We start from the raw sequence: 22,511 nt of genomic DNA on the forward strand, positions 1-22,511 counted from the left end.
TTTACGCCTTGACTTAGAGCATGCTCGAACCCCTAGGGTCGGAAGCGTCCTGACAAGAAACGGGCTGTCATGAAAATCGGCGAACTTGCAAAACGCAGCGGGCTGTCGGCCCACACGATCCGGTATTACGAACGGATCGGGCTGTTGCCGGTGGCCGATCGCGATGCGGGCGGGCGGCGGGATTACGACGCGGATATCCTTGTGTGGATCGCGTTCCTGCACCGGCTGAAGACCACCGGCATGCCGATCCGCGACATGCGCCGCTATGCCGATCTGCGGGCAAAGGGGGACCATACCGCCCCTGCCCGCCAGCAGCTGCTGCGGGCGCATCGCGAGAATGTACGCGCGCATATCGCCGACCTGCAGGCCGCGCTTCTTGTCCTGGATACCAAGATCGACACCTATGTCGCAGCGGAAAAAAGGACGCAAAACCATGACGATAGAGACGCAAGAAACCCGGCTGGAGCGCGGACAGCGCGCCTTGGCCGCGATTGACGGACAGGCCGGGCAGGATGTGATCGACGCGCTGGCCGGGATCGCGCCGGATTTCGCCACCTATCTGTTCGAATTTCCCTTTGGCGATATCTATTCGCGGCCCGGATTGTCCCTGCGCGATCGTGAAATCGCGACCATTGCCGCGCTGGCAGCCATGGGCACGGCGCAGCCCCAGCTCAAGGTGCATGTCACCGCCGGGCTGAACGTGGGCCTTACCCAAGCCGAAATCACCGAGATCCTGATGCAGATGGCTGTCTATGCCGGGTTTCCCGCCGCGCTGAACGGCCTGTTCGCCGCCAAGGAGGTCTTTGCCGAACGGGCCGCGGCAACCGCGCAAGACGGGGCATAGGAACCCGTCCGCGCCCGCAGCAGCAGCCCAATTTTCGTCGCTTTCGCCCTGCACTGTCCAATCACGCAGCAGCAGGAGGCGCGCGTGAGCGACAAAACGATCGAGATCTATTACGACATCGCCGATATCCCCGGCCTTTCGGACCGCAGCGATTTCAGCGCGCAAGCGCTCGATTTCCGCAACGCCGCGATGGACCATATCGAAGCGGCCCTTATAGCGGCCGATGCCGGTGACTGGCAAGGCGCCGAAATCGGCGCGGGCGAGGTCAATTTCGGCTTTTCGGTCGACGATTTCGATCAGGCCGAAGCGGTGGTGCGCCAGGCGGTTGCCGGCACACGGTTCGAAAACATCCGCGAGATTGTCCGCCACGCGTTTACCGAGGAAGAGCTGGCCAGCCTGGAAGCCGCGACCGCCGATATCAAACCCCTGGGGTTTTTCGGCCTGATCGGGCTTTTGCTGTTCAAACGCATGCCGAAACGGTTTCGGAACGGCTAGGCGCTTAACCGGCGGCTTTCTCTTCCATCTCGGCGGCCATGGATTCGGCGCGGGCGGCGATTTCGGCCAGGCTGTCGCTGACCGATGCGGGGATGACCGGCACCTCGACCCGTTGCGGGTTGGCGCGGGCCTGTTCCAGCTCGGCGGTGGCCTGTTTCAGCGCGGTCTCGGTCGCCTGAAGGCGCTCTTCCAGACCGGCGGTCTTGTCGGCCAGCATCAGCCCGGCCATCAGCAGCATCCGCGCCTCGGGCAGGCGCCCGATCTGCCCCTGAAGGGCGGTCGCCTCGATATCCAGCAGGCCCGCGGCGGAGCTCAGAAAGCTTTCCTCGCCGGGCTGGCACGAGACTTCGAAATTGCGGCCCCCGATCGAGATCCGGACATCAGGCACTGGCGCTCTCCTCTTGTGTCAGGGTGGTCAATTCACCGATGATCGCGTCCAGCTCGGCCCGGTCGCCGTCGCGCAGGGCGCGCATCGCCTCAAGCTCGGCCGCAACGCCGTCATTGATCAGCCCCGCATCGCCCAGCCCCTCGGCATTGGCGGCACGCAGGGCGGCGTTGTTCTCGCGCAGCCGGGCGTTGACGATGCGCAGCCGGGCCAGCTCCTGATCGGCGCTGTCGGCCCGCGCGGTCAGCTTCGACACCCGCAGTTCCAGTTGCGTCACCTGATTTTCCTGACGCTCACGGATGGCGCGCACGCGATCCTCGAGCTGGGCATTGGCGCTGCGTTCGGTGTCCAGCGCCTCGCGCAGGGTTGCCAGTTCGTCGGGGTCGATCTGGGCGCCCGATGGCACCCCCGCGCCAAGGGTTTCCGCCGCCTGCCGGATCCGTTCCAGCGCGGCGTTGATCCGCTGCTCGAAATCCTGGATATCACTCATGTGCCCGCACCCAATCTTCACTTTATCGCATCTTCGTGACGTCCGCCGCGGAGGCGTGCCCGAATCGAGCCGACGTCATTGGACTGTCATCTTACCCAATGGATTTCGGAAATGCGCCCCCAATTGGTGGTTGCGCTAACGCAGGCGGCGGAATCAGACCGTTCGCGCCCTTGCACTTGTCTGAGACATCGTTATCACAGCGCACGAAATCACCCTCTGCGAAAAGGACGTGACAATCGTGGACATTTCAGCCCTGCGCGACGCTTACCCCGACCATTGGCAGAAGGCCTGCGCGATCCGTGCGCTGACGCTGGATGCCATCGCCGCGGCGAATTCCGGCCATTCCGGGATGCCGATGGGCATGGCCGATGTGGCGACCGTCCTGTTCGAAAAGCACCTGAAATTCGATGCCGCCAACCCCGCGTGGCCCGACCGTGACCGGTTCATCCTGTCGGCGGGTCACGGCTCGATGCTGCTGTATTCGCTGCTGTACCTGACCGGCAACCCCGACATTACACTGGAAGAGATCAAGCGCTTCCGCCAGAAGGGCGCGAAAACCGCCGGCCACCCGGAGAACTTCCTGGCCGCAGGCATCGAAACCACGACCGGCCCGCTGGGTCAGGGCATTGCCAATGCCGTGGGTTTCGCCATGGCCGAAGAAATCCTGCGCGCACAATACGGCAAGAAGGTCGTCGATCACCACACCTATGTCATCGCCGGGGACGGCTGCCTGATGGAGGGCGTCAGCCAGGAAGCCATCGGCCTGGCCGGGCGGCACGAGCTGAGCAAGCTGATCGTGCTGTGGGACAACAACAACATCACCATCGACGGCACCGTCGACATTGCCGACCGCACCGATCAGGTGGAACGGTTCAAGGCCTCGGGCTGGTTCGTGCTGGAATGCGACGGCCATGACCCGGAAGATATCGACCGTGCGCTCACCGCGGCCAAAGAGTCGAAACACCCCACCATGATCGCCTGCAAGACGCATATCGCGCTGGGGTCGGCGGCACAGGACACGCCAAAGGGCCACGGCGCCCTGACCGATCCGCAGGTCGTGGCCGATGCCAAGACCGCCTATGGCTGGGACCACGCGGCGTTCGACATCCCCGCCGCGCTGAAATCCGAATGGGAAGCCATCGGCAGCCGGGGCGCCACCGCGCGCACCGAATGGGAAACCCGCTTTGCCGCGCTGTCGGCCAACAAGCAGGCCGAGTTCAACCGCGCCCTGGCGCGCGAGGTGCCCAAGAAGCTGTCGGCCCGCATCAAGGCGCTGAAGAAACAGATCAGCGACGAGGCGCCCAAGGTCGCCACCCGCAAATCCAGCGAAATGGTGCTGGAGGTCGTGAACCCGATCATGAGCGAAACCGTCGGCGGCTCGGCCGACCTGACGGGGTCGAACAACACCAAGACCGGCGATCTGGGCGTGTTCCTGCCCGAAAACCGCAAGGGCCGGTACATCCACTATGGCATCCGCGAACACGGCATGGCGGCGGCGATGAACGGTATGGCGCTGCATGGTGGCATCCGCCCCTATGGCGGGACGTTCATGGCGTTTACCGATTATGCCCGCCCGTCGATGCGGCTGGCCGCACTGATGAAGATCCCGACCGTGTTCGTCATGACCCATGACAGCATCGGGTTGGGCGAGGATGGCCCGACCCACCAGCCGGTAGAACATGTCGCCATCAGCCGCGCCACACCGAACACCATGGTCTTCCGCCCCGCCGACACCGTGGAAACCGCCGAGGCGTGGGAGATCGCCCTGACCGCCACATCCACCCCGTCGGTGCTGGCCCTGTCGCGCCAGAACCTGCCGACCGTCCGGACCGAGCACAAGACCAAGAACCTGACCGCCCAGGGCGGTTATGTTCTGGCCGAGGCCGAGGGCAAGCGTCAGGCGATCCTGATGGCCACCGGGTCCGAGGTCGAGATCGCGCTGAAAGCCCGCGAGTTGTTGCAGGCCGAAGGGATCGGCACCCGCGTCGTGTCCATGCCCTGTTTCGAGCTTTTCGCCGAACAGGATGCGTCCTATCGCAAGCGCGTCCTGCCCGCGGGTCCCGTCCGCGTCGCGGTCGAGGCCGGCATCCGCATGGGCTGGGACCAGTGGCTGCTGGGCGAGCGCGGGCGCGAGGCCAAGGCAGGCTTTGTCGGCATGGACAGCTTCGGCGCCTCGGCCCCGGCAGAGGTCCTGTACGAGCATTTCGGCATCACCGCCGAAGCGGTCGCCGAAAAGGTCAAATCGCTGCTCTGATACGATATCGCAGGGGCCGATGGCCCCTGCCCCTTCGGTCTGGCCGATCAGCCGGGCAAGCGCACCGTCACCTCAAACTCGACCCTGTATTCGGGGGCGGCCAGCGCGGCCACGCCGATACCGGTGATACAGGGCATGGCGCCATCCAGAACCTCGATCAGCGGCGGCATCGCCTGTTGCAGGCTCTCGTCGTTCAGATCGGTCATGTAGCAGCGCATGATGGCGATGTCGTTCGGCGTGGCCCCCAGCGCCGCCAGCGCGGCCCGGATATTGCGCCCGGCCACACGCACCTGCGCCGCGACACCCTCGGGCACCGTACCGCTTTCGGGATCAAGCCCCACCTGCCCCGACACGAAAGCCATCCGTCCCGGTTCAACAACCGATATCTGAGAATAGCCCATCTGGGTCGAGTCCGGCATCGTGGCGGGGTTCAAACGTGTGACGTAAGATGACATGACCTTTCCTTTGAAATAGCCGAAACACAGATCTTATGTAGAACACATCTCTACATATGTATAGGGTCCGAAACCATGACAGCAAATGACCGCCGCACCGCCATCCTGAACGCGATCCTCCAGCTTCTGGCCGATGCGGGGCTTGATGGCGTGACCCACCGCGCCGTCGACAAGGCGGCGGGCCTGCCACAGGGGTCGACGACCTATTACTTTCCCAAAAAGGCCGACCTGCTGGTTGCGGCGGCCGATCACCTTGCCACGCTGCTGGCAAAGGATTGCGACGAGCTGCAGATCGGCTTTGCCGACCGGGTCGCGAAACAGGATATCGACGCGGCCATCGACTATGTCGGGGAGGAACTGACGATCTATGCGGCAACCGCCCGGCACCTGTTCCTGGCCCGGATGGAGCTGACGCTGGCCGCCGCCCGCCGCCCCGAGCTGACCGGTGCGGGCGAGCGCCTGAACGCGGCGGCCCGCAAGCCCATCGCGTTCTTTCTGACGCTGATCGCCGCCGACCGCTCGGCCGATCAGATCGACACCTGTGCGGGGCTGATCGACGGCATCACGCTGATGCATGTGACGGGTCAGGGCCCGAAACCGACGCTTGCACAGGTGCGGGCCGTGTTCGACGCCGTGCTTTGACCGGGATGGTGAAAGTACAGCTTTAAAAGCACGACCGGCGCGTTTCGGCGCGGGCCGGGATGCGAACGATCATCGGGGTGGAGCGCCGGATGCCGCTGACCCCCAGCATCCGGGGCGCCTCGATCAGTTCGATATCGGGCGCCGCATCCATCAGGGCCGCCAACCCTTCTTCCAGCTCGATCCGGGCCAGCATCTCGCCCAGACAGCGATGCGCGCCACCGCCAAAAACCAGATGCGGTCTGGCGCGGTCTTTGCGGTGCAGATCGAACCGCTTGGGGTTGGCCACGCGGCCCTCGTCGCGCATCGCGGACAGGGTCGACAAGGCAACCACCTGCCCGGCCCCGACCTTGTGCCCGTCCACCTTTATCGCAGCGGGTGCGAAACGCGGCAGCGACCCCACCGGCGGCTCGATCCGAAGCGCCTCGTCAATCGCGGCGGGGATCAGGCTGCGGTCGGCCAGCACGTCGTCCCACAATGGCCGGTCCTGCAACAGGCGCCCCACGGTCATGTTCAGCGCCGACCGGGTCGTATCGCTGCCCGCCAGTATGATGCCCATAACCTGGTAAATCAGCACCTCGGGCGGCAATGCCCGCGCGCTTTCGTCGGTGGCCAGCATCGACAGGAAATCATCGCGCGGATCGGCCCGGCGCCGGTCCAGCGCATCGGCAACAAAGGCGAAAAGCGCCCCGGCGGCGGCGTCGATCTCGTCATGCTGGTCGATGGCATAGGGCACCATCAGCGACCGGCTCAGGGAATAGACCTGGCCGGCGAACCAGGCGCTTTGATCGACCGGCAGGCCCAGGACGGTGGCGATCACCTCGGCCGGCAAGCGCGCGGCCCCTGTCGCCAGAAAATCGAAAGCCACGCCGCGCGGCAGATCGGCCATGATGGCATCCGCGACTTCGCGGACCAAGGCCCGTTTGGATTTTACGACGGGATGGGCAAATGTCCGGGCAAAAGCGCCGCGCAGATGCTGGTGGTCCGCCCCGTTGGTCATCAGCATGAAGCTTTCCAGAAAAGCGCGACAACGCCCCGGCGGGATGCCCATTGCGGTGGCATATTGCGCGCCGGGCAGCTGAAGCAGCCCGGGATCCGTCGACAGGCGCTGGACCGCTGCGGCGCGCAGCACCATCACCCGCGCGGGATCGGTGCGCAGAACCGGTGTCTGGCGGCGCGCGTCGTCCAACGCTGCAAGCGGCGCGGTGGCAAGCTCTTCAGCAGAAAGAAGGGGCAGCCCGTCAGGGCCGATGGGCAATGTCATGTCTGTCTCCAAATCAATTGCGCTGAAATCCAACATGCTGACGCTTGAGGCACCGGATTTATTCGCGCCCATCGCAACGGAATCAGCCCACCGCCGCGCCGACCGGCCACGGAAACAATTCGCATACGTTAGCGCTCACCTGTCGCGATGACGCCACGGCATTGTGCATCCGCAGCATGTGTTTGCGTTAACATATTGGGAAATCACTGCTTTTGCCTTCCCCTTTCCGGTGGGGACCCTGTATAGAACCCCCATATTGCAGCGCGATCAGCAGGCCCGCCCGCGTGCCTGAGTGGAGATGGAGTAGGTGACGATGACCATTACAGTTGGCATTAACGGATTTGGCCGGATCGGCCGGTGTACCTTGGCCCATATCGCGGAAAGCGCGCGCAACGACGTGCAGGTGGTCAAGGTCAACGCGACCGGCCCGCTGGAAACCTCGGCCCACCTGCTGCGCTATGACAGCGTGCATGGCCGCTTTGCCGGGGACGTCAAGATCGACGGCAACACCATGGATCTGGGCCGTGGCCCGATGGAGATGTTTTCGACCTACGATCCGCAGGAGCTGGACTGGGACGGCTGCGACGTCGTGCTGGAATGCACCGGCCAGTTCAACGATGGCGAAAAGGCCAATGTCCACCTGGAACGCGGCGCGAAAAAGGTCCTGATCTCGGCGCCCGCCAAGAACGTGCAGAAAACCATCGTCTATGGCGTGAACCACCGCGAACTGAACGAAGCGCATAACATGGTGTCGAACGGGTCCTGCACCACCAATGGCCTGGCGCCGCTGGCCAAGGTGCTGAACGACGCGATCGGGATCGAGCGCGGCGTGATGACCACCATCCACAGCTATACCGGCGACCAGCCGACGCTGGACCGCCGCCACAAGGATCTGTACCGCGCCCGCGCCGCCGCCATGGCGATGATCCCCACCAGCACCGGCGCGGCCAAGGCATTGGGCGAGGTTCTGCCGGAACTGAGCGGCAAGCTCGATGGCACCGCCCTGCGCGTGCCGACGCCGAACGTGTCGGCCGTGGACCTGACTTTCGAGGCCAGCAAGGACGTGACCGTGGCCGATGTGAACGAGATCGTGCGCGAGGCCGCAAACGGCCATATGGGCGCGGTTCTGGCCTATGACCCGGAACCCAAGGTCTCGATCGACTTCAACCACACCACCCATTCGTCGATCTTCGCCCCCGACCAGACCAAGGTCGTCGGCGGTCGCACCGTGCGCGTGCTGGCCTGGTACGACAACGAATGGGGCTTCTCGTGCCGGATGGCCGATGTGGCCGCCGCGATGGGGCGTCTGCTGCGCTGATTAACGCCCCATTGGCAATTCGATGCTAAAACGCCCGCCACATCCGGCGGGCGTTTCGCGTTCGCCCTTGCCCCGCCCTGCCCGGACAGACTAAGCCCGGAACACGTCAATTGGGATCGGCCCCATGAGCAACCGCCTTGCCTTCCTCATCGTGCTTCTGATCGCTGCGGCGATCACCGCCGACGTGATCCTGCACGATGGGGAATACACCCTGTACCTGGCCCGCAAGCTGGCCGACCTGATCGAGTATCTCGCCTTTTGGCGCTAGCTGCGGGTTGACCTTTGCGCCGAAATGGTGATGTTAGCGATAACATTCCTTAATCAGGTGGGAGGACGCCATGTCCGTCAAAGTCGCGATCAACGGGTTCGGCCGGATCGGCCGCAACGTGCTGCGGGCCATCGTCGAATCCGGGCGCACCGATATCGAGGTCGTCGCGATCAACGACCTGGGGCCGGTCGAGACAAATGCGCATCTGCTGCGGTTCGACAGCGTGCATGGCCGCTTCCCGGCTGAGGTCACCACGACCGACAAAACCATCGATGTGGGCCGCGGCCCGATCGACGTGACCGCGATCCGCAACCCCGCCGACCTGCCGTGGAAACATGTCGATGTGGTGATGGAATGCACCGGCATCTTCACCTCGAAAGAGGCGTGCCAGGCGCATCTGGACAACGGCTCTAGCCGGGTGCTGATCTCGGCCCCCGGCAAGGACGCGGACAAGACCATCGTCTATGGCGTCAATCACGACACGCTAACGGGCGATGACATCGTGGTATCGAACGCGTCCTGCACCACCAATTGCCTGGCCCCGGTGGCCAAGGTGCTGAACGACGCGGTGGGGATCACCCGCGGCTTCATGACCACGATCCACAGCTATACCGGCGACCAGCCGACGCTGGACACGATGCACAAGGATCTTTACCGCGCGCGTGCCGCCGCGATGAGCATGATCCCCACCTCGACCGGGGCGGCCCGCGCCGTGGGGCTGGTCCTGCCCGAGATGAACGGGAAACTGGACGGCGTGGCGATCCGGGTGCCCACGCCCAACGTGTCGGTTGTCGACCTGACATTCGAGGCCGGCCGCGACACCACGCCCGAGGAAATCAACGCCGCCATCCACGCCGCCGCCAGCGGCCCGCTGAACGGCATCCTGGGCGTGACCGACGACAAGCTTGTCAGCATGGATTTCAACCACGACCCGCACAGTTCGATCTTTGCCACCGACCAGACCAAGGTGATCGACGGCAACATGGTCCGCGTCCTGAGCTGGTACGACAACGAATGGGGCTTTTCCAACCGCATGTCCGACACGGCGGTGGAAATGGCCAAATATCTCTAATCCGCTGGTCCACAACCCCGACAGGTCACGCACCGCCGCACGCCCCCTAGGGCTGCGGCGGTTTTCTTTTGCAACGCCATGCCGCGCCTGTTATCCGGCGGCAACTTCTGGGCAGAGGGGCAGAGCAAAACATGCACGCGGAAGCGGCCTACCGGAACGATATCGACGGTCTGCGAGCGATTGCGGTATCCATCATCGTGCTGTTTCACATGGGCGTCACCGCTTTGGGCGGCGGCTATGTCGGGGTCGATGTATTCTTTGTCATCAGCGGCTATCTGATCACCGGTCAGATCCTGCGCGATCTGCAACGGGGCGGGTTTTCCTTCGGCACATTCTACATGCGGCGGCTGCGGCGGCTGGCGCCCAGCCTGCTGGTGGTGCTGTTCGCCACGCTTCTGGCCGGGTTCTTCCTGCTGGGGCCGGATCATTACGAGCGGCTGGGCCGATCGACCGTCGCGGCGCTGTTTTCGGTGTCGAACATCTTCTTCTGGACCGAGGCCGGCTATTTCGACGAGGCCGCGATCAACAAGCCGCTGCTGCACCTGTGGTCACTGGCGGTCGAGGAGCAGTTCTATCTGGTCTGGCCTGTCCTGCTGGTGATCCTGGCGCGTCTGGGCCGGCTGACGGCGGTGCCGGCGGTTCTGTTCGGGCTGGGCGCGATCAGCCTTGTGGCGTCTGAACTGTTGCTGGATGACGATCCCAGCGCGGTCTTTTTCCTGACACCGTTCCGGCTGGCGGAATTCGCCCTGGGGGCGGCGCTGGCGGCCCGGACCAAACCGGTTTTCCAGACCGCCAAAGCGGGCAACGTCGCCTCGGTCGCGGGGCTGGGGCTGATCGTACTCAGCGCTCTGGTCCTGAACGACGACACCCGCTTTCCGGGCATCCATTCGATGTTCCCCTGTCTCGGCTCGGCGCTTTTGATTGCCAGCGGTCCGGCGGGGGTCGTCAATCGCACGCTGCTCAGCCTGGGCGCCATGCGATATGTCGGCAAGACCAGCTATTCGGTCTATCTGGCACATTGGCCGTTGCTGGTCTTCTATGCCTATTATCACAATGCCCCCGATACCCTGGTCGAGGTCGCGGGGCTGAGCCTGGCCGCCCTGGCTGCGGGCGCGTTTCTGTATCACGTCGTCGAGACGCCGTTTCGCCGCCGTGGGGCCGCGGGTTTCCGGATCTCGGGACCGTGGCTGCGCCGGGCGGTCCTCGCGGTATTCCTGCCAACGCTGGTGATCGGGATCCATGTGGCCCAGAACAAGGGCTATCGCTGGCGCCTGACTGAAGATATCCAGAAGATCAATCGCATGCTTGAAATAGCAGAAGACGAGCGTGAAATCGCGATCCGCCGTCCAAGATGCCACTTCGGTGGAAACGAGATCGCGATCTATTTGGAATCCTTTGAAGACTGTCTTCCCAAGGATCGCAGCCACATGGTGGTTGTTATGGGCGACAGCCATGCGGCGGATATCTATACTGGTCTGGTGCGACTGTCACCAGGCACCCGTTTCGTACAACTGACTGGTGCGGGGTGCAGTGTCGGGCGCAGGGAAAGCTTTCAGAATCGTTGTGTGCCGCTGATGGAAAAATCAATGGCCTGGATCCGCGAGAACGCCGGCAATATCGACGCGATCCTCTATACCCACCGCGCCGCTCGCCTGTTTCGGGGAGACGCGGGCGACTGGGTCGGCATGGGGCTGAATCCGGATGTACCCGACAGGGTTCGCAGGTTCTTCGACACACTGACATCCATCGGACCGCAGGTGATCTATCTGGCGCCGCGCCCCGAAATCTTTCCCAAGATCCAGGTGATGGTGGCCCGCAGCATGACCGTCGATCAGTTGCACGAACAGTTGCGCGGGTTCGACCGGCACCTGTTCGCCGAACTGGACCGGTCGCTGAGCGCCGCGATGCAGGGCAGCAAGGCACGCTACATCTCGTCCCATGACGCGATGTGCGCGGGCAATGATTGCATGGTCCTGGATGACCGGGGCTTGCCGATCTTCGTGGACAGTTCACATCTGAGCCCGTACGGCGCGGCCTATTTCCTGCGGCACCTGTTCGAACGCCATCCCGACCTGCCCGCCCTTCTGAACCTGTCGCTGGAGGATCAGGCCGCGCTGTAACGCGCCAGCAGCGCCGCCTTGACATCCGGGGTGACGAAATGGGTCACGTCGCCGCCAAGCCGGGCGATTTCCTTGACCAGTTTCGACGCGATGGCCTGGCGGCGGGCGTCGGCCATCAGGAAGACGGTCTCGACGCTGGAATCCAGCGCGCGGTTCATGCCGACCATCTGGAATTCGTATTCGAAATCGGCCACCGCGCGCAGGCCGCGCACGATCAGCTGGGCGCCCACGTCATGGGCGCAGTCGATCAGCAGGTTCTCGAACGGGTGCACGACGATCTCGGCATCCACCTTCAGCCGCGCGCATTCGGCCTCGAGCATGGCGACGCGTTCCTCGAGCGAGAACAACGGCCCCTTGTCGCGGTTGATCGCCACCCCGATCACCAGCCGGTCGACCAGCGCCGCCGCGCGTTCGATGATGTCGATATGTCCCAAGGTCACCGGATCGAAGGTGCCGGGATAAAGCGCTATTCGCATGGATGTCCCTCGTGCCTGCAAGCAATCGCGCTATCGCTAGCGCGCCGCGCGCCGTTGCGCAACATTATTGCGCAGCCGATTCGCTTTGCCGCCTGCGGCTCAATGGCCCATGATCATGCCTTCCAGCGCGTCCTTTTCCATCGCCAGTTGCGCCAGCCGGGCCTTCACGACATCCCCGATTGAAATCAGGCCGACCATCTTGCCGTCCTCGACGACGGGCATGTGGCGGAAGCGGCCATCGCTCATCTTCTGCAGGACATCGACGGTGTCGTCGCTGGGCGAACAGGACACGATCGCCTTTGTCATAAGGGCATCGACGCTGTCGGACATGCAGCCCGGCCCCCGCCGGCCCAGCTCGCGCACGATGTCACGCTCGGACAGGATACCGTCCAGCGCGGTCCCATCCGAGGACACCACGATCGAGCCGATCCGCTTTTCCGACAGCAGCGTCGCGGCCTCGGCAACCGACGCGGTGGCGGGAATGGTGATCACGCCCTGTTCTGCCTTGTCTTTCAAAATCTGATGCACACGCATGAAATCCTCCTCGTTCTGAAACCAGCGTCACTCAGGCTGCGACATTCTGTCAAGACAACCCTTCGAGGCGGTGGATTTCCGTGCGGAAACGCTCTCCTAGGGCAGTTGCGAACCGGTCGAGCCGCGTGACCTTGCGGTCGTCGCGGTGGCGGATCAGATAGAAACAGCGTTTCAGCGAAAACCGGTCGGGCAGGATGCGGCGCACATTGGGCGCCGATGGCAGGGTGAAATCGTGGATGATCCCCACCCCGCCCCCCTGCCGGACCCAGTTGAACTGGACCGAGACCGAGTTCGAGGCCAGCGCGACCTGCCGGCTTCCCGTCTCGGCCAGATAGTCCAGCTCCTTGTCGAAGATCATGTCGGGGATATAACCCACCATGCGGTGCTGGCTCAGGTCGTCCAGCGACCGGATCGGCGGGTGACGGTCCAGATAATCGGCAGAGGCCGCCAGATGCAGGCGGTAATCGCTGAGCTTCTGCACGGTCAGCCGGTCGCCGGTTTCGGGGCGGCTGACGCTGATGGCCAGGTCGGCCTCGCGCTTCGACAGGTTGAAGACGCGCGGCAGGGCGACCAGCTGGATCTCCAGCCCCGGGTTTTCGTCGCAGATCGCGGCGCAGACCTGCGGCAGCACGTAATTGGCCGCCCCGTCCGGCGCGCCGATCCGCACCGTCCCGGTCAGGCGCCCCGCCTGGCCCTGCACCTCTTCCAGACCCAGGGAAAAGGCCTGTTCGGCCTGTTCGGCCCGCGCCTGCAACCGCTCGCCATCCGGCGTGGGCACGTAACCTTGCGGCGATTTCACGAACAAGCGCGCGCCCAGCTGCTCCTCCAGCCGGGTGACACGACGCCCCACGGTGGCCGGGTCCATCTTCAACACCCGCCCCGCCCCGGTCAGGCTTTCGGCGCGCGCAACCTCAAGCAAGATGCGCAGATCGTCCCAATGCATGGCTTACCTTTGCGTTTTTGCAAAATGACATTGGCAAATTGTCTGTTTTACCCAGAATATTGCAAGACTATTCTGCCGCCGAAAACTTCGAGGAGGATCCGATGGAAGACCTGTCCCATTTCGTGAACGGCACGCATGTCAAAGGCGCGTCGGGGCGTTACGCCGATGTGTTCAACCCCGCCACGGGCGAGGTTCAGGCCCGCGTGCCGCTGGCCAGCAAGGACGAGGTCGACGCGATCATCGCCAAGGCCGCCGAAGCGCAACCCGCCTGGGCCGCGACCAACCCGCAGCGCCGCGCGCGGGTGCTGATGGAATTCGTCCGCCTGCTGAACCGCGACATGGACAAGCTGGCCGAGGCGCTGAGCCGCGAGCATGGCAAGACCCTTCCCGACGCGAAGGGCGACGTGCAGCGCGGGCTTGAGGTCGTGGAATTCTGCATCGGCGCGCCGCATCTGCTGAAGGGGGAATTCACCGACAGCGCGGGCCCCGGCATCGACATGTATTCCATGCGCCAGGCGCTGGGTGTGGTGGCGGGCATCACGCCCTTCAACTTCCCGGCGATGATCCCGATGTGGAAATTCGCCCCCGCCATCGCCTGTGGCAACGCCTTTATCCTGAAGCCCAGCGAGCGCGACCCGTCTGTGCCGCTGATGCTGGCCGAGCTGATGAAGGAAGCCGGCCTGCCCGATGGTATCCTGCAAGTCGTCAATGGCGACAAGGAAGCGGTCGACGCGATCCTGGACAACGACACGGTTCAGGCGGTGGGCTTTGTCGGCTCGACCCCGATCGCCAGCTATATCTATTCGCGCGCCACGGCCAACGGCAAACGCTGCCAGTGCTTCGGCGGCGCCAAGAACCACATGATCATCATGCCCGATGCCGATATGGATCAGGCCGCCGATGCGCTGATCGGGGCCGGTTACGGTGCGGCGGGCGAACGCTGCATGGCGATCTCGGTTGCCGTTCCGGTGGGCGATGCCACCGCCGACGCGCTGGTCGAAAAGCTGGTCCCGCGGATCGAAAAGCTGAAGGTCGGCCCCTATACCGCCGGTGACGATGTGGATTACGGCCCCGTTGTGACCGCAGCGGCCAAGGAGAACATCCTGCGGCTGGTGCAGTCGGGTGTCGATCAGGGCGCCGAGCTGGTCGTCGATGGCCGCAACTTCAACCTGCAAGGCTACGAAGACGGCTTTTTCGTCGGCCCGCACCTCTTTGACCGCGTGACCCGCGACATGGACATCTACAAGACCGAGATCTTCGGCCCTGTCCTGTCTCAAGTGCGCGCGCAAACCTATGAAGAGGCGCTGTCCTACGCCATGGACCACGAATACGGCAACGGCACCGCGATCTTCACCCGCGACGGCGACACCGCCCGCGATTTCGCCAGCCGGATCAATATCGGCATGGTGGGCATCAACGTGCCGATCCCGGTGCCGCTGGCCTATCACACCTTTGGCGGGTGGAAGAAATCGGGCTTTGGCGACCTGAACCAGCACGGGCCGGACGCCTTCCGGTTCTATACCCGGACCAAGACCGTCACCTCTCGCTGGCCCTCGGGCCTGAAAGAGGGCGGCGAGTTCCACTTCAAACAGATGGACTGATCAGCCGTCGACGTGAAAAGCCTCGGCTTCCGGCGCGTAGTGGCGATTGCCCTCTCCGCGCCGGGCCTTCCACAGCCCGTGCATCGCACCGGCCTTCATCGCCAGCCGCATCAGCGCGCGCGGCCCCTGCACCAACAGCCCGAAGGGCAAGGTCAGCACCCGCATCAGCACATTGGGCAGTTTCTTAATCGGCCGTTTCGACGGCAGCGGGTTGCGGCGGTAATTCTGCGCGGTCTGCGCGCTGACCCGGCTGAACAGGTATTTCGCCGTCAGGCGGCGGTTGGGCCAGCGATCTTCGACAAAGGCATCCGACGCCCAACCCTTTGACAGCCCGGCCCGCGTGGCCATGATGGAAAACATCGTGTCCGATCCGCCGGAATAGCGCAGCCCTTCGTCGAACCACAGATCGCGCGCCTCGGCCGCGCGCAGATCCAGCATCCAGTTATGGGTGTAAAGATCGACCGCCTCGAGATCGCCCTGCGCCGCCAGCCGCGCCCGCTCGCAGGCGCGCTTGTCCGCGCGTTGCTGCAACAGGGTCAGCGCGGATTGGTTCCAGCGGTTCAACCGGTCCTCGGCCGCGGCGATCCGCTGCGGCCCGCCGGTCAGGTCGTGATCGCGCGCCACCGCCCACATCTTGACCAGCCAGTCGGGCGGGCAATATTCGTCATCATCGACAAAGCCCAGATGGGTGCCGCCCATCGCACGCGCCGCGCGCATCGCCCGGTTGCGGGCAAAGGGAATGCCCAGCGACGGCTCCAGGATATATTCGGCCTGTTCGCCCAGGATCGATTGCACCAGATCGGCGCTGCGCGGTTCGGAATCGTTTTCGACCACCAGAAACCGCAGCTGCACGTCTTCGGGCACATCCAGCGCGCGCCAGCTGCGCAGCAGATGCCCCAGCATCTCGCGTCTGCGCCGCGTACACACCGCCATAACTATTACGTGACTTTCCATATCCCGCGCTTACTTTGAAGTTGTGACCAAGGTCAAACAACCTGTGCGATCGGGATCAAAGAAAAGCAGATTGTTGCGCGCATCCCAGATCACCCTGCAGGCATCTTCGACCACGGCCGTCCCTCCTCCGACAGTGTGATCAGCCTAGCAAATTCCCCCGTCGGTTTCCAGATCCCGCAACGCACCCGCCCCGCCCGGCACAGGTTTGACTTGCGCAAAGGACGCCTATGCCGGTATCTGGCCCGAACGCATTTTCAGGAGTTCCCAGGCCATGGCGCTGACCTTTCAGATCATGCCACAGCGCGGGTTGGTCTATGTCCGTTATACCGGGCATCTGCTGTTCAAGGACACGGTCGCCGCCGTGGCCCAATACGCCGCCCATCCCGATGCCCATCCCGGCCAGAAACAGCTGGTGGATCTGGCGGCTGTCACCGGCTATCAGCGCGATTTCACCAAGCTGATGCAGATCCAGGCCAGCAAGGCCGAGATCTTTACCGGCGGGCGCAGCGAAACCCTGATCGTCTATTACGCGCCGACCGATCTGTCGCTGGAACTGGCACGCATCGTCGAACGCTCCTGGACCGATGCGCCGGGGGTGGTCGTGTCGATCCAGACGACGCAGGAGGCCGCCCTGTCGATCCTGGGACAGCCCGAGACCAGCTTTGCCGCGCTGCTGAAACAACAGGTCTGACAGGCCCCGCGCCCCAAACCCCTTGCCGCGATTGCCCGGTTCGGTCGAATATGGGCGCGACAGGCACTGGCAGGGATGGGCAGGCATGGTGACAACGGAACCGGATTTCACCCTGGGCGTGGAAGAGGAATATCTTCTGGTCGACCCCGAAACCTGTGCCCTGGCCCATGCGCCCGATGCGCTGATGTCGGCCTGCACGACAGAGCTTGAGGGGCAGTTCAGCCCCGAATTCCTGCAATGCCAGGTCGAAATCGGCACCCGCGTCTGCGCCGATATTTCCCAAGCCCGGCAGGATCTGACCAACCTGCGCCGCACCGTGGCCCGGATCGCGGGCGAATACGGTCTGGCCCCCATCGCCGCGTCCTGCCACCCGTTCGGCGACTGGAAGAAACAGCACCACACCGACCGCGACCGCTATAACGCGCTGCACAAGGATCTGGCCGGCGTGGCGCGGCGGATGCTGATCTGTGGCATGCATGTGCATGTGGGCATCCCCGATCCCGAACAGCGGATCGACCTGATGAACCAGATGACCTATTTCCTGCCGCATCTGCTGGCGCTCAGCACCTCCTCGCCCTTCTGGCAGGGCGAGGATACGGGGCTGGCCTCGTACCGGCTGACGGTTTTCGACAACCTGCCGCGCACCGGGTTGCCGCCCCGCCCCACCGGCTGGGACGATTACCAAAGCATGGTCAACGTGCTGACCGGCATGAAGCTGATCGAGGACAGCTCGAAAATCTGGTGGGACCTGCGCCCCTCGGCCCGGTTCCCGACGCTGGAAACCCGGATCTGCGATGTCTCGCCCCGGCTGGAACACACCCTGTCGCTGGCCGCCGCGATCCAGTGCATCACCCGGATGCTGTGGCGCCTGTCGCGGCAGAATCAGCGCTGGCGGATCTATGACCGGTTCCTGCTGTCGGAAAACCGCTGGCGCGCGCAACGCTATGGGCTGGGCGAAGGGCTGATCGATTTCGGCGCCGGACAGATCGTGCCGATGACCGATCTGATCGAAGAGTTGATCGCGCTTGTCAGCCAGGATGCCGATGCGCTGAATTGCCAGCCCGAACTGGCAGGCCTGCGCGATATCCTGGCCCAGGGCACCAGTTCCGACCGCCAGCGTCAGGTGCACGGTGCCGCGCTCAAGGCCGGCGCAACCGGGCGCGAGGCGCTGAATGCCGTCGTGCATCACCTGATATCGGAATTTACGCGGGATCTGTGATCTTTCCCGCTTGCAAAACTCTCGCAACAATCGAAAATTAAACACACGTTCAATTGTCGCCGCGAATGGGAGGCCCTGATGGATTTCGCACCGACCGAGGAACAAACCGCCATCTTCGACATGGCACGGGATTTCGGCACGGCCGAGATCGCCCCGCATGCCCGCGCCTGGGAACAGGCGGGCGATATCCCCAAGGACCTGTGGCCCAAACTGGCCGAGCTGGGCTTTGGCGGGCTTTACGTGCGCGAGGAATCGGGCGGCGCGGGCCTGTCGCGTCTGGACGCCACCATGGTGTTCGAGGCGCTGTCGATGGCCTGTCCGTCGGTCGCGGCGTTCCTGTCGATCCACAACATGTGCGCGGCGATGCTGGACAAGTTCGGCGATGACGCGATCAAGGACCGCTTCCTGGGCCCCGCCATCGCCATGGAACAGGTCTTTGCCTATTGCCTGACCGAACCGGGCTCGGGCTCGGACGCCGCGGCGCTGAAGACCAAGGCCCTGCGCAGCAATGACGGCTATGCCCTGACGGGCACCAAAGCCTTCATCTCGGGCGGGGGCTATGCGGATGCCTATATCGTCATGTGCCGCACGGGCGAGGACGGCCCGCGCGGCGTGTCGGCGCTGGTGGTCGAGGATGGCGCGCCGGGGCTGTCCTTTGGCGGGCTCGAGGACAAGATGGGCTGGCGCTCCCAACCCACGCGGCAGGTCCAGATGGACGCGTGCAAGGTGCCCGCCGGGAACCTGCTGGGCGAGGAAGGATCGGGCTTCAAATACGCGATGATGGGTCTGGATGGCGGGCGGCTGAACATCAGCGCCTGCTCCCTTGGGGCTGCACAGGCCGCGCTGAACGCCACGCTGGATTACATGGGCGAGCGCAAGGCCTTCGGCAAACCCATCGACCAGTTCCAGGCGCTGCAATTCCGCCTGGCGGATATGGAGATCGAGCTTCAGGCCGCCCGCACCTTCCTGCGTCAGGCCGCTTGGAAGCTGGACACCCGCGCGCCCGATGCCACCAAATACTGCGCGATGGCCAAGAAATTCGTGACCGAGGCCGGCAGCCGCATTGTCGATCAATGCCTGCAACTGCATGGTGGCTATGGCTATCTGGCCGATTACGGGATCGAGAAACTGGTCCGCGATCTGCGGGTGCACCAGATCCTGGAAGGCACGAACGAGATCATGCGGCTGATTGTGGCCCGGCAGATGCTGGCGGAGCGGGGGTAATGAGCGACATCGACATCCGCATCACCGGCCGCGCGGGGCGGATCACGCTGAACCGGCCCAAGGCGCTGAATGCGCTGACCTATGACATGAGCCTGGCGATCGAGGGTGCGCTGGACGCCTGGGCCAGCGATGACCGGGTGGCGTTGATCGTGATCGACGCGGTGGGGGATCGGGCGTTCTGTGCCGGGGGCGACATTCAGGAAATGTACGACACCGGCATCGCGGGCGATTTCGACTATGGCCGGAAATTCTGGCGCGACGAATACCGCATGAACGCCAAAATGTTCAATTTTCCCAAGCCGGTGGCGAGCTTTCTTCAGGGCTTCACCATGGGCGGCGGCGTGGGCGTGGGCTGTCACGGCTCGCACCGGGTCGTGGGCGAGAGCAGCCAGATTTCCATGCCCGAATGCGGCATCGGGCTGGTGCCGGATGTGGGCGGCTCGTTGATCCTGGCGCGGGCGCCGGGGCGGCTGGGCGAATACCTGGGCACCACCGCCGCGCGGCTTGGCGCGGCGGATGCGATCCATGCGGGCTTTGCCGATTACTTCGTGCCGCAGGCCGACTGGCCCGCCCTGATCGCCCGGCTGGAACAGACCGGCGATTGGCAGGAGATTGACCCCGCCGCAAAACCCGCCCCCGATGGCACGCTGGCATCAGCACAGGCCGATATCGACCGTCATTTCGCGGGCGAGACCCTGGGCGATATCGTCCGGTCCCTGCGCCATGACGACAGCGAATTCGCGCAAGGCGCGCTGAAGGCGCTGGGGCGGTCTGCGCCGCTGTCGGCGGCCTGTACGGTCGAGATGATCCACCGCCTGCGGGGTCGCGACCGGATCGAACCGGCGCTGGAGCTGGAATACCGCTTTACCCATCGCGCGATGGAACATGGCGATTTCCTCGAAGGGATCCGCGCCGCGATCATCGACAAGGACCGCAACCCGCGCTGGCAGCATACCGATATCGAACAGGTGCCCGGCGCAGATGTGACCAGGATGCTAATGCCGCTGGGGGAAGCGGCCTTGAAATTGGAGGAACAGGCATGAAAATCGGATTTATCGGGCTGGGCAACATGGGCGGGCCGATGGCGGCCAATCTGGTCGCGGCGGGGCATGATGTGACGGGCTTCGACCTGTCCGCCCCCTGCCCCGACGGCGTTGCGAAAGCTGACAGCGCAGCCGCCGCAGCCACGGGCGCCGATGTGGTCATCACCATGCTGCCCAATGGCGCGATCCTGCGCGCGGTCGCGGACGAGGTCATCCCCGCCATGACCAAGGGCGCGGTGCTGTGCGATTGTTCGACCGTCGATGTGGACAGCGCCCGCGCCGTCGCGGATCAGGCCGACGCCGCGGGCCTGGGCGCGCTGGATGCGCCAGTGTCGGGCGGCGTCGGCGGGGCGACCGCCGGGACGCTGACCTTCATGGTGGGCGGCGGCGCGGATGCCTTTGCCACCGTCCAGCCGCTCTTTAACATCATGGGGCAAAAGGCTGTGCATTGCGGCGCTGCGGGCGCGGGCCAGTCGGCCAAGATCTGCAACAACATGATCCTGGGCGTCACCATGATCGCCACATGCGAGGCTTTCGCGCTGGCCGACAAGCTGGGCCTGGCCCGCGACAAGATGTTTGATGTGGTCAGCACCTCTTCGGGCTATAGCTGGACCATGAACGCCTATTGCCCCGCCCCCGGCGTCGGCCCGACCTCGCCCGCCGACAATGGCTATCAGCCCGGTTTTGCGGCCGAGTTGATGCTGAAGGACCTGCGCCTGAGCCAACAGGCCGCGGAATCGGTCGATGCCGACACGCCCATGGGACAGGCCGCCGCCGCGCTTTACGCGGCCTTTGTCGAGGCCGAGGACGGCAAGGGCCGCGATTTCAGCGCCATGCTGCCCCGGTTCGAAAAGCGCGGGCGTGGCGGATGACGGACAAGGGCGGGCTTCAGGCGCGGTGGAAGATCATCGACGGCGCGCAGCTGGATGCGTTGCGCGACCGCTTCGACGCCGCTGCCGAACGCTATCGCCAGTGCGGCCACGCCGACCCGCAGCGCCCCCCGTGGATGCAGTTTCCCGATCTTGAACCCGACTCGCTGGGATGGCGGATGGGCACGGGCGAAACCTATCTGATTGCGTTCCGGCGCTGGTACGCGGCCCTGGACGCGGGCGCACAGCAGGATTACAGCGCCCAGTTCCCCGCCCCGCCGGAATGGAGCGGGCTTTACGAGAGCATCGTGAAATGGGGCGGCTGAGGCGCCCCGCAACCCCGGGCGGGCGCGGCTGATGGGGTGGGCCCGGACCGCCTTGCCCGGGCTTGATCCCGGCACCCTGTCGCGGCTGGACGCCCTGCCGCCGATGCACCTGCCCAAGGGTCAGATCCTGTTCAACCCCGGCGAGGCCGCGCGCGGTTTCGCCATCGTCCTGAACGGCCGGGTCGAGGTGTTCCTGACCGGCCCCACCGGGCGCGACATCCTGCTGTACGCGGTCGAACCCGGCCAGTCCTGTGTGCAATCGACGCTGGGCCTGCTGGGGGGCGAGGATTATACGGGCGAGGCGATCACCGCCACCGAATGCGATCTGGTGCTGGTGCCCAAGGATACCTTTCTGGCGCTGATGGATGGCTCGGCCCCGTTCCGGCATTTCGTCTTCGGCGCCTTCGCGGGCCGGATGCAGGGGATGATGGCGCTGCTGGAACGCGTGGCCTTTCAAAAGGTCGAAAGCCGGCTGGCGCGCGCCCTGCTGGACCGCGCCATTGGCGACCGGGTCGAAGCCACACATCAGGAGCTGGCCACCATCATCGGCAGCGCGCGCGAGGTGATCTCGCGCCGGTTGGAGGCCTTGTCGAAACGCGGGCTGGTGCGCTTGGATCGCGGGGTCGTCACCCTGACCGACCGGCCCGGGCTGGCGCGGCTTGCGGAAATCGACGCGCCTTCGGTGACCTAGTCACAGACCGCCGCCGCCTGGTGCGCGATACTGCACCCGAACCGCCCGATTCCGGGCGGGGTGCACTATCGGAGAACGCATATGCTCAAGAAAAACGTTGGCGGCATCGACCGCGCCCTGCGCATCATCGTCGGTCTGGCCCTGATCGCGGCCTTTTTCATCGTCGATGGCCCCTATAAGTGGCTGTATCTGATCGGCATCGTGCCGCTGGTCACCGGGCTGATGTCGACCTGCCCGCTTTATTCGATCTTCGGGCTGAACACCTGTCCGATGAAGAAATCCTGATCGGCGGATCGCCGCCGCCCACCGGGCGCGGCACTGGACGCAGGCGCGCGG

26 protein-coding genes are annotated in these 22,511 nt (G+C 64.6%); 18 read left to right on the top strand and 8 right to left on the bottom strand.

All coding sequences use genetic code 11. The annotated features are described in order from the left end of the window. Positions 1–69: 69 nt before the first annotated feature. The 3 genes from CLM60_RS14355 to CLM60_RS14365 all read left to right on the top strand — a co-directional run bounded on the left by CLM60_RS14355 (position 70) and on the right by CLM60_RS14365 (position 1,339). The gene (locus CLM60_RS14355; RefSeq protein ID WP_095589819.1) at positions 70–495 is read left to right on the top strand and encodes a MerR family transcriptional regulator; all 426 of its coding nucleotides are present in this window, start codon (positions 70–72) and stop codon (positions 493–495) included. Continuing rightward, positions 482–844: a carboxymuconolactone decarboxylase family protein gene (locus CLM60_RS14360; protein WP_245848421.1), complete on the top strand. Its 363-nt coding sequence runs from the start codon at positions 482–484 to the stop codon at positions 842–844. The genes CLM60_RS14355 and CLM60_RS14360 overlap by 14 nt, the downstream gene beginning before the upstream one ends. A gap of 84 nt (positions 845–928) precedes the next feature. Continuing rightward, positions 929–1,339, top strand: a complete 411-nt coding sequence (locus tag CLM60_RS14365) for a hypothetical protein (protein WP_095589821.1) — start codon at positions 929–931, stop codon at positions 1,337–1,339. Positions 1,340–1,343: 4 nt separating this feature from the next. Here the strand turns inward: CLM60_RS14365 and CLM60_RS14370 are convergent, their stop codons facing one another. Next, positions 1,344–1,727 carry a cell division protein ZapA gene (locus tag CLM60_RS14370; protein WP_095589822.1) on the bottom strand — a complete coding sequence of 128 codons (384 nt, stop codon included), beginning with the start codon at positions 1,725–1,727 and terminating at the stop codon, positions 1,344–1,346. After that, positions 1,720–2,214, bottom strand: coding sequence for a hypothetical protein (locus CLM60_RS14375; RefSeq protein WP_095589823.1), 495 nt, complete (start codon positions 2,212–2,214; stop codon positions 1,720–1,722). Before CLM60_RS14375 ends, CLM60_RS14370 begins: the two co-directional genes overlap by 8 nt. Before the next feature lie 238 nt (positions 2,215–2,452). Here CLM60_RS14375 and tkt point away from each other — a divergent pair, with 238 nt between their 5' ends. Beyond that, the gene (gene tkt, locus CLM60_RS14380; protein ID WP_095590713.1) at positions 2,453–4,468 is read left to right on the top strand and encodes a transketolase; all 2,016 of its coding nucleotides are present in this window, start codon (positions 2,453–2,455) and stop codon (positions 4,466–4,468) included. 47 nt (positions 4,469–4,515) lie between these two features. Here the strand turns inward: tkt and CLM60_RS14385 are convergent, their stop codons facing one another. Beyond that, positions 4,516–4,923 carry a RidA family protein gene (locus CLM60_RS14385; protein WP_095589824.1) on the bottom strand — a complete coding sequence of 136 codons (408 nt, stop codon included), beginning with the start codon at positions 4,921–4,923 and terminating at the stop codon, positions 4,516–4,518. Between the two features lie 75 nt (positions 4,924–4,998). On the opposite strand from CLM60_RS14385, the gene CLM60_RS14390 reads away from it, so the two are divergent. Next, entirely contained in the window at positions 4,999–5,565 is a 567-nt protein-coding gene (locus CLM60_RS14390; RefSeq protein WP_095589825.1) for a TetR/AcrR family transcriptional regulator, read from the top strand. Between the two features lie 22 nt (positions 5,566–5,587). Here the strand turns inward: CLM60_RS14390 and CLM60_RS14395 are convergent, their stop codons facing one another. Beyond that, positions 5,588–6,826, bottom strand: a complete 1,239-nt coding sequence (locus CLM60_RS14395; protein ID WP_176473887.1) for a cytochrome P450 — start codon at positions 6,824–6,826, stop codon at positions 5,588–5,590. Between the two features lie 313 nt (positions 6,827–7,139). Here CLM60_RS14395 and gap (CLM60_RS14400) point away from each other — a divergent pair, with 313 nt between their 5' ends. From gap (CLM60_RS14400) to CLM60_RS14415, 4 genes are all read left to right on the top strand, one after another. After that, on the top strand, positions 7,140–8,144 hold the full coding sequence (gene gap / locus CLM60_RS14400; RefSeq protein ID WP_095589827.1) for a type I glyceraldehyde-3-phosphate dehydrogenase: 1,005 nt from the start codon (positions 7,140–7,142) through the stop codon (positions 8,142–8,144). A gap of 124 nt (positions 8,145–8,268) precedes the next feature. After that, positions 8,269–8,412 carry a hypothetical protein gene (locus CLM60_RS20975; RefSeq protein WP_095589828.1) on the top strand — a complete coding sequence of 48 codons (144 nt, stop codon included), beginning with the start codon at positions 8,269–8,271 and terminating at the stop codon, positions 8,410–8,412. A gap of 70 nt (positions 8,413–8,482) precedes the next feature. Continuing rightward, on the top strand, positions 8,483–9,484 hold the full coding sequence (gap, locus tag CLM60_RS14410) for a type I glyceraldehyde-3-phosphate dehydrogenase (protein ID WP_095589829.1): 1,002 nt from the start codon (positions 8,483–8,485) through the stop codon (positions 9,482–9,484). A 131-nt stretch (positions 9,485–9,615) separates the two neighbouring features. Beyond that, positions 9,616–11,604, top strand: a complete 1,989-nt coding sequence (locus CLM60_RS14415; protein WP_095589830.1) for an acyltransferase family protein — start codon at positions 9,616–9,618, stop codon at positions 11,602–11,604. Here CLM60_RS14415 and coaD read toward each other — a convergent pair. From coaD to CLM60_RS14430, 3 genes are all read right to left on the bottom strand, one after another. Continuing rightward, a complete protein-coding gene (gene coaD / locus CLM60_RS14420) occupies positions 11,589–12,080 on the bottom strand; it encodes a pantetheine-phosphate adenylyltransferase (RefSeq protein ID WP_095589831.1) in 492 nt (163 codons plus the stop codon). The genes CLM60_RS14415 and coaD overlap by 16 nt on opposite strands. Positions 12,081–12,179: 99 nt before the next feature. Then, complete coding sequence (locus CLM60_RS14425) at positions 12,180–12,614, bottom strand: CBS domain-containing protein (protein WP_095589832.1); 435 nt, start codon at positions 12,612–12,614, stop codon at positions 12,180–12,182. Between the two features lie 49 nt (positions 12,615–12,663). Then, a complete protein-coding gene (locus tag CLM60_RS14430) occupies positions 12,664–13,557 on the bottom strand; it encodes a LysR family transcriptional regulator (RefSeq protein WP_095589833.1) in 894 nt (297 codons plus the stop codon). A gap of 101 nt (positions 13,558–13,658) precedes the next feature. Between CLM60_RS14430 and CLM60_RS14435 the strand changes: the two genes are divergently transcribed. After that, positions 13,659–15,158, top strand: coding sequence for a CoA-acylating methylmalonate-semialdehyde dehydrogenase (locus CLM60_RS14435; RefSeq protein ID WP_095590714.1), 1,500 nt, complete (start codon positions 13,659–13,661; stop codon positions 15,156–15,158). On the opposite strand, the gene CLM60_RS14440 is transcribed toward CLM60_RS14435, so the two are convergent. After that, a complete protein-coding gene (locus CLM60_RS14440) occupies positions 15,159–16,112 on the bottom strand; it encodes a glycosyltransferase (protein WP_095589834.1) in 954 nt (317 codons plus the stop codon). Between the two features lie 271 nt (positions 16,113–16,383). Here CLM60_RS14440 and CLM60_RS14445 point away from each other — a divergent pair, with 271 nt between their 5' ends. From CLM60_RS14445 to CLM60_RS14480, 8 genes are all read left to right on the top strand, one after another. Continuing rightward, positions 16,384–16,803, top strand: a complete 420-nt coding sequence (locus CLM60_RS14445; protein ID WP_095589835.1) for a hypothetical protein — start codon at positions 16,384–16,386, stop codon at positions 16,801–16,803. An 85-nt stretch (positions 16,804–16,888) separates the two neighbouring features. Beyond that, positions 16,889–18,022, top strand: coding sequence for a carboxylate-amine ligase (locus CLM60_RS14450; RefSeq protein WP_095589836.1), 1,134 nt, complete (start codon positions 16,889–16,891; stop codon positions 18,020–18,022). 78 nt (positions 18,023–18,100) lie between these two features. After that, positions 18,101–19,246, top strand: coding sequence for an acyl-CoA dehydrogenase family protein (locus CLM60_RS14455; RefSeq protein ID WP_095589837.1), 1,146 nt, complete (start codon positions 18,101–18,103; stop codon positions 19,244–19,246). Continuing rightward, positions 19,246–20,289 (top strand): enoyl-CoA hydratase/isomerase family protein, encoded by a 1,044-nt coding sequence (locus CLM60_RS14460; RefSeq protein WP_095589838.1) that lies wholly within the window; start codon positions 19,246–19,248, stop codon positions 20,287–20,289. Before CLM60_RS14455 ends, CLM60_RS14460 begins: the two co-directional genes overlap by 1 nt. Continuing rightward, on the top strand, positions 20,286–21,161 hold the full coding sequence (gene mmsB, locus CLM60_RS14465; RefSeq protein ID WP_095589839.1) for a 3-hydroxyisobutyrate dehydrogenase: 876 nt from the start codon (positions 20,286–20,288) through the stop codon (positions 21,159–21,161). Before CLM60_RS14460 ends, mmsB begins: the two co-directional genes overlap by 4 nt. Next, positions 21,158–21,484 (top strand): hypothetical protein, encoded by a 327-nt coding sequence (locus CLM60_RS14470; protein ID WP_095589840.1) that lies wholly within the window; start codon positions 21,158–21,160, stop codon positions 21,482–21,484. Before mmsB ends, CLM60_RS14470 begins: the two co-directional genes overlap by 4 nt. A 31-nt stretch (positions 21,485–21,515) precedes the next feature. Then, positions 21,516–22,175, top strand: coding sequence for a Crp/Fnr family transcriptional regulator (locus tag CLM60_RS14475; RefSeq protein WP_095589841.1), 660 nt, complete (start codon positions 21,516–21,518; stop codon positions 22,173–22,175). 81 nt (positions 22,176–22,256) lie between these two features. Further along, the gene (locus CLM60_RS14480) at positions 22,257–22,460 is read left to right on the top strand and encodes a YgaP family membrane protein (RefSeq protein WP_095589842.1); all 204 of its coding nucleotides are present in this window, start codon (positions 22,257–22,259) and stop codon (positions 22,458–22,460) included. The last annotated feature ends 51 nt before the right edge of the window (positions 22,461–22,511 follow it).

Origin of the sequence: Actibacterium ureilyticum, assembly GCF_002285435.1 — a bacterium.
Classification (GTDB): domain Bacteria; phylum Pseudomonadota; class Alphaproteobacteria; order Rhodobacterales; family Rhodobacteraceae; genus Actibacterium_C; species Actibacterium_C ureilyticum.

Bases quoted from the DNA above. Each gene is read 5' to 3' on its own strand.
- CLM60_RS14355 (WP_095589819.1), top strand. From the start codon at position 70: ATGAAAATCGGCGAACTTGCAAAACGCAGCGGGCTGTCGGCCCACACG.
- CLM60_RS14375 (WP_095589823.1), bottom strand. From the start codon at position 2,214: ATGAGTGATATCCAGGATTTCGAGCAGCGGATCAACGCCGCGCTGGAA.
- CLM60_RS14385 (WP_095589824.1), bottom strand. From the start codon at position 4,923: ATGTCATCTTACGTCACACGTTTGAACCCCGCCACGATGCCGGACTCG.
- CLM60_RS14390 (WP_095589825.1), top strand. From the start codon at position 4,999: ATGACAGCAAATGACCGCCGCACCGCCATCCTGAACGCGATCCTCCAG.
- CLM60_RS14395 (WP_176473887.1), bottom strand. From the start codon at position 6,826: ATGACATTGCCCATCGGCCCTGACGGGCTGCCCCTTCTTTCTGCTGAA.
- gap (WP_095589827.1), top strand. From the start codon at position 7,140: ATGACCATTACAGTTGGCATTAACGGATTTGGCCGGATCGGCCGGTGT.
- CLM60_RS20975 (WP_095589828.1), top strand. From the start codon at position 8,269: ATGAGCAACCGCCTTGCCTTCCTCATCGTGCTTCTGATCGCTGCGGCG.
- gap (WP_095589829.1), top strand. From the start codon at position 8,483: ATGTCCGTCAAAGTCGCGATCAACGGGTTCGGCCGGATCGGCCGCAAC.
- CLM60_RS14415 (WP_095589830.1), top strand. From the start codon at position 9,616: ATGCACGCGGAAGCGGCCTACCGGAACGATATCGACGGTCTGCGAGCG.
- coaD (WP_095589831.1), bottom strand. From the start codon at position 12,080: ATGCGAATAGCGCTTTATCCCGGCACCTTCGATCCGGTGACCTTGGGA.
- CLM60_RS14425 (WP_095589832.1), bottom strand. From the start codon at position 12,614: ATGCGTGTGCATCAGATTTTGAAAGACAAGGCAGAACAGGGCGTGATC.
- CLM60_RS14430 (WP_095589833.1), bottom strand. From the start codon at position 13,557: ATGCATTGGGACGATCTGCGCATCTTGCTTGAGGTTGCGCGCGCCGAA.
- CLM60_RS14435 (WP_095590714.1), top strand. From the start codon at position 13,659: ATGGAAGACCTGTCCCATTTCGTGAACGGCACGCATGTCAAAGGCGCG.
- CLM60_RS14440 (WP_095589834.1), bottom strand. From the start codon at position 16,112: ATGGAAAGTCACGTAATAGTTATGGCGGTGTGTACGCGGCGCAGACGC.
- CLM60_RS14445 (WP_095589835.1), top strand. From the start codon at position 16,384: ATGGCGCTGACCTTTCAGATCATGCCACAGCGCGGGTTGGTCTATGTC.
- CLM60_RS14450 (WP_095589836.1), top strand. From the start codon at position 16,889: ATGGTGACAACGGAACCGGATTTCACCCTGGGCGTGGAAGAGGAATAT.
- CLM60_RS14455 (WP_095589837.1), top strand. From the start codon at position 18,101: ATGGATTTCGCACCGACCGAGGAACAAACCGCCATCTTCGACATGGCA.
- CLM60_RS14460 (WP_095589838.1), top strand. From the start codon at position 19,246: ATGAGCGACATCGACATCCGCATCACCGGCCGCGCGGGGCGGATCACG.
- mmsB (WP_095589839.1), top strand. From the start codon at position 20,286: ATGAAAATCGGATTTATCGGGCTGGGCAACATGGGCGGGCCGATGGCG.
- CLM60_RS14470 (WP_095589840.1), top strand. From the start codon at position 21,158: ATGACGGACAAGGGCGGGCTTCAGGCGCGGTGGAAGATCATCGACGGC.
- CLM60_RS14475 (WP_095589841.1), top strand. From the start codon at position 21,516: ATGGGGTGGGCCCGGACCGCCTTGCCCGGGCTTGATCCCGGCACCCTG.
- CLM60_RS14480 (WP_095589842.1), top strand. From the start codon at position 22,257: ATGCTCAAGAAAAACGTTGGCGGCATCGACCGCGCCCTGCGCATCATC.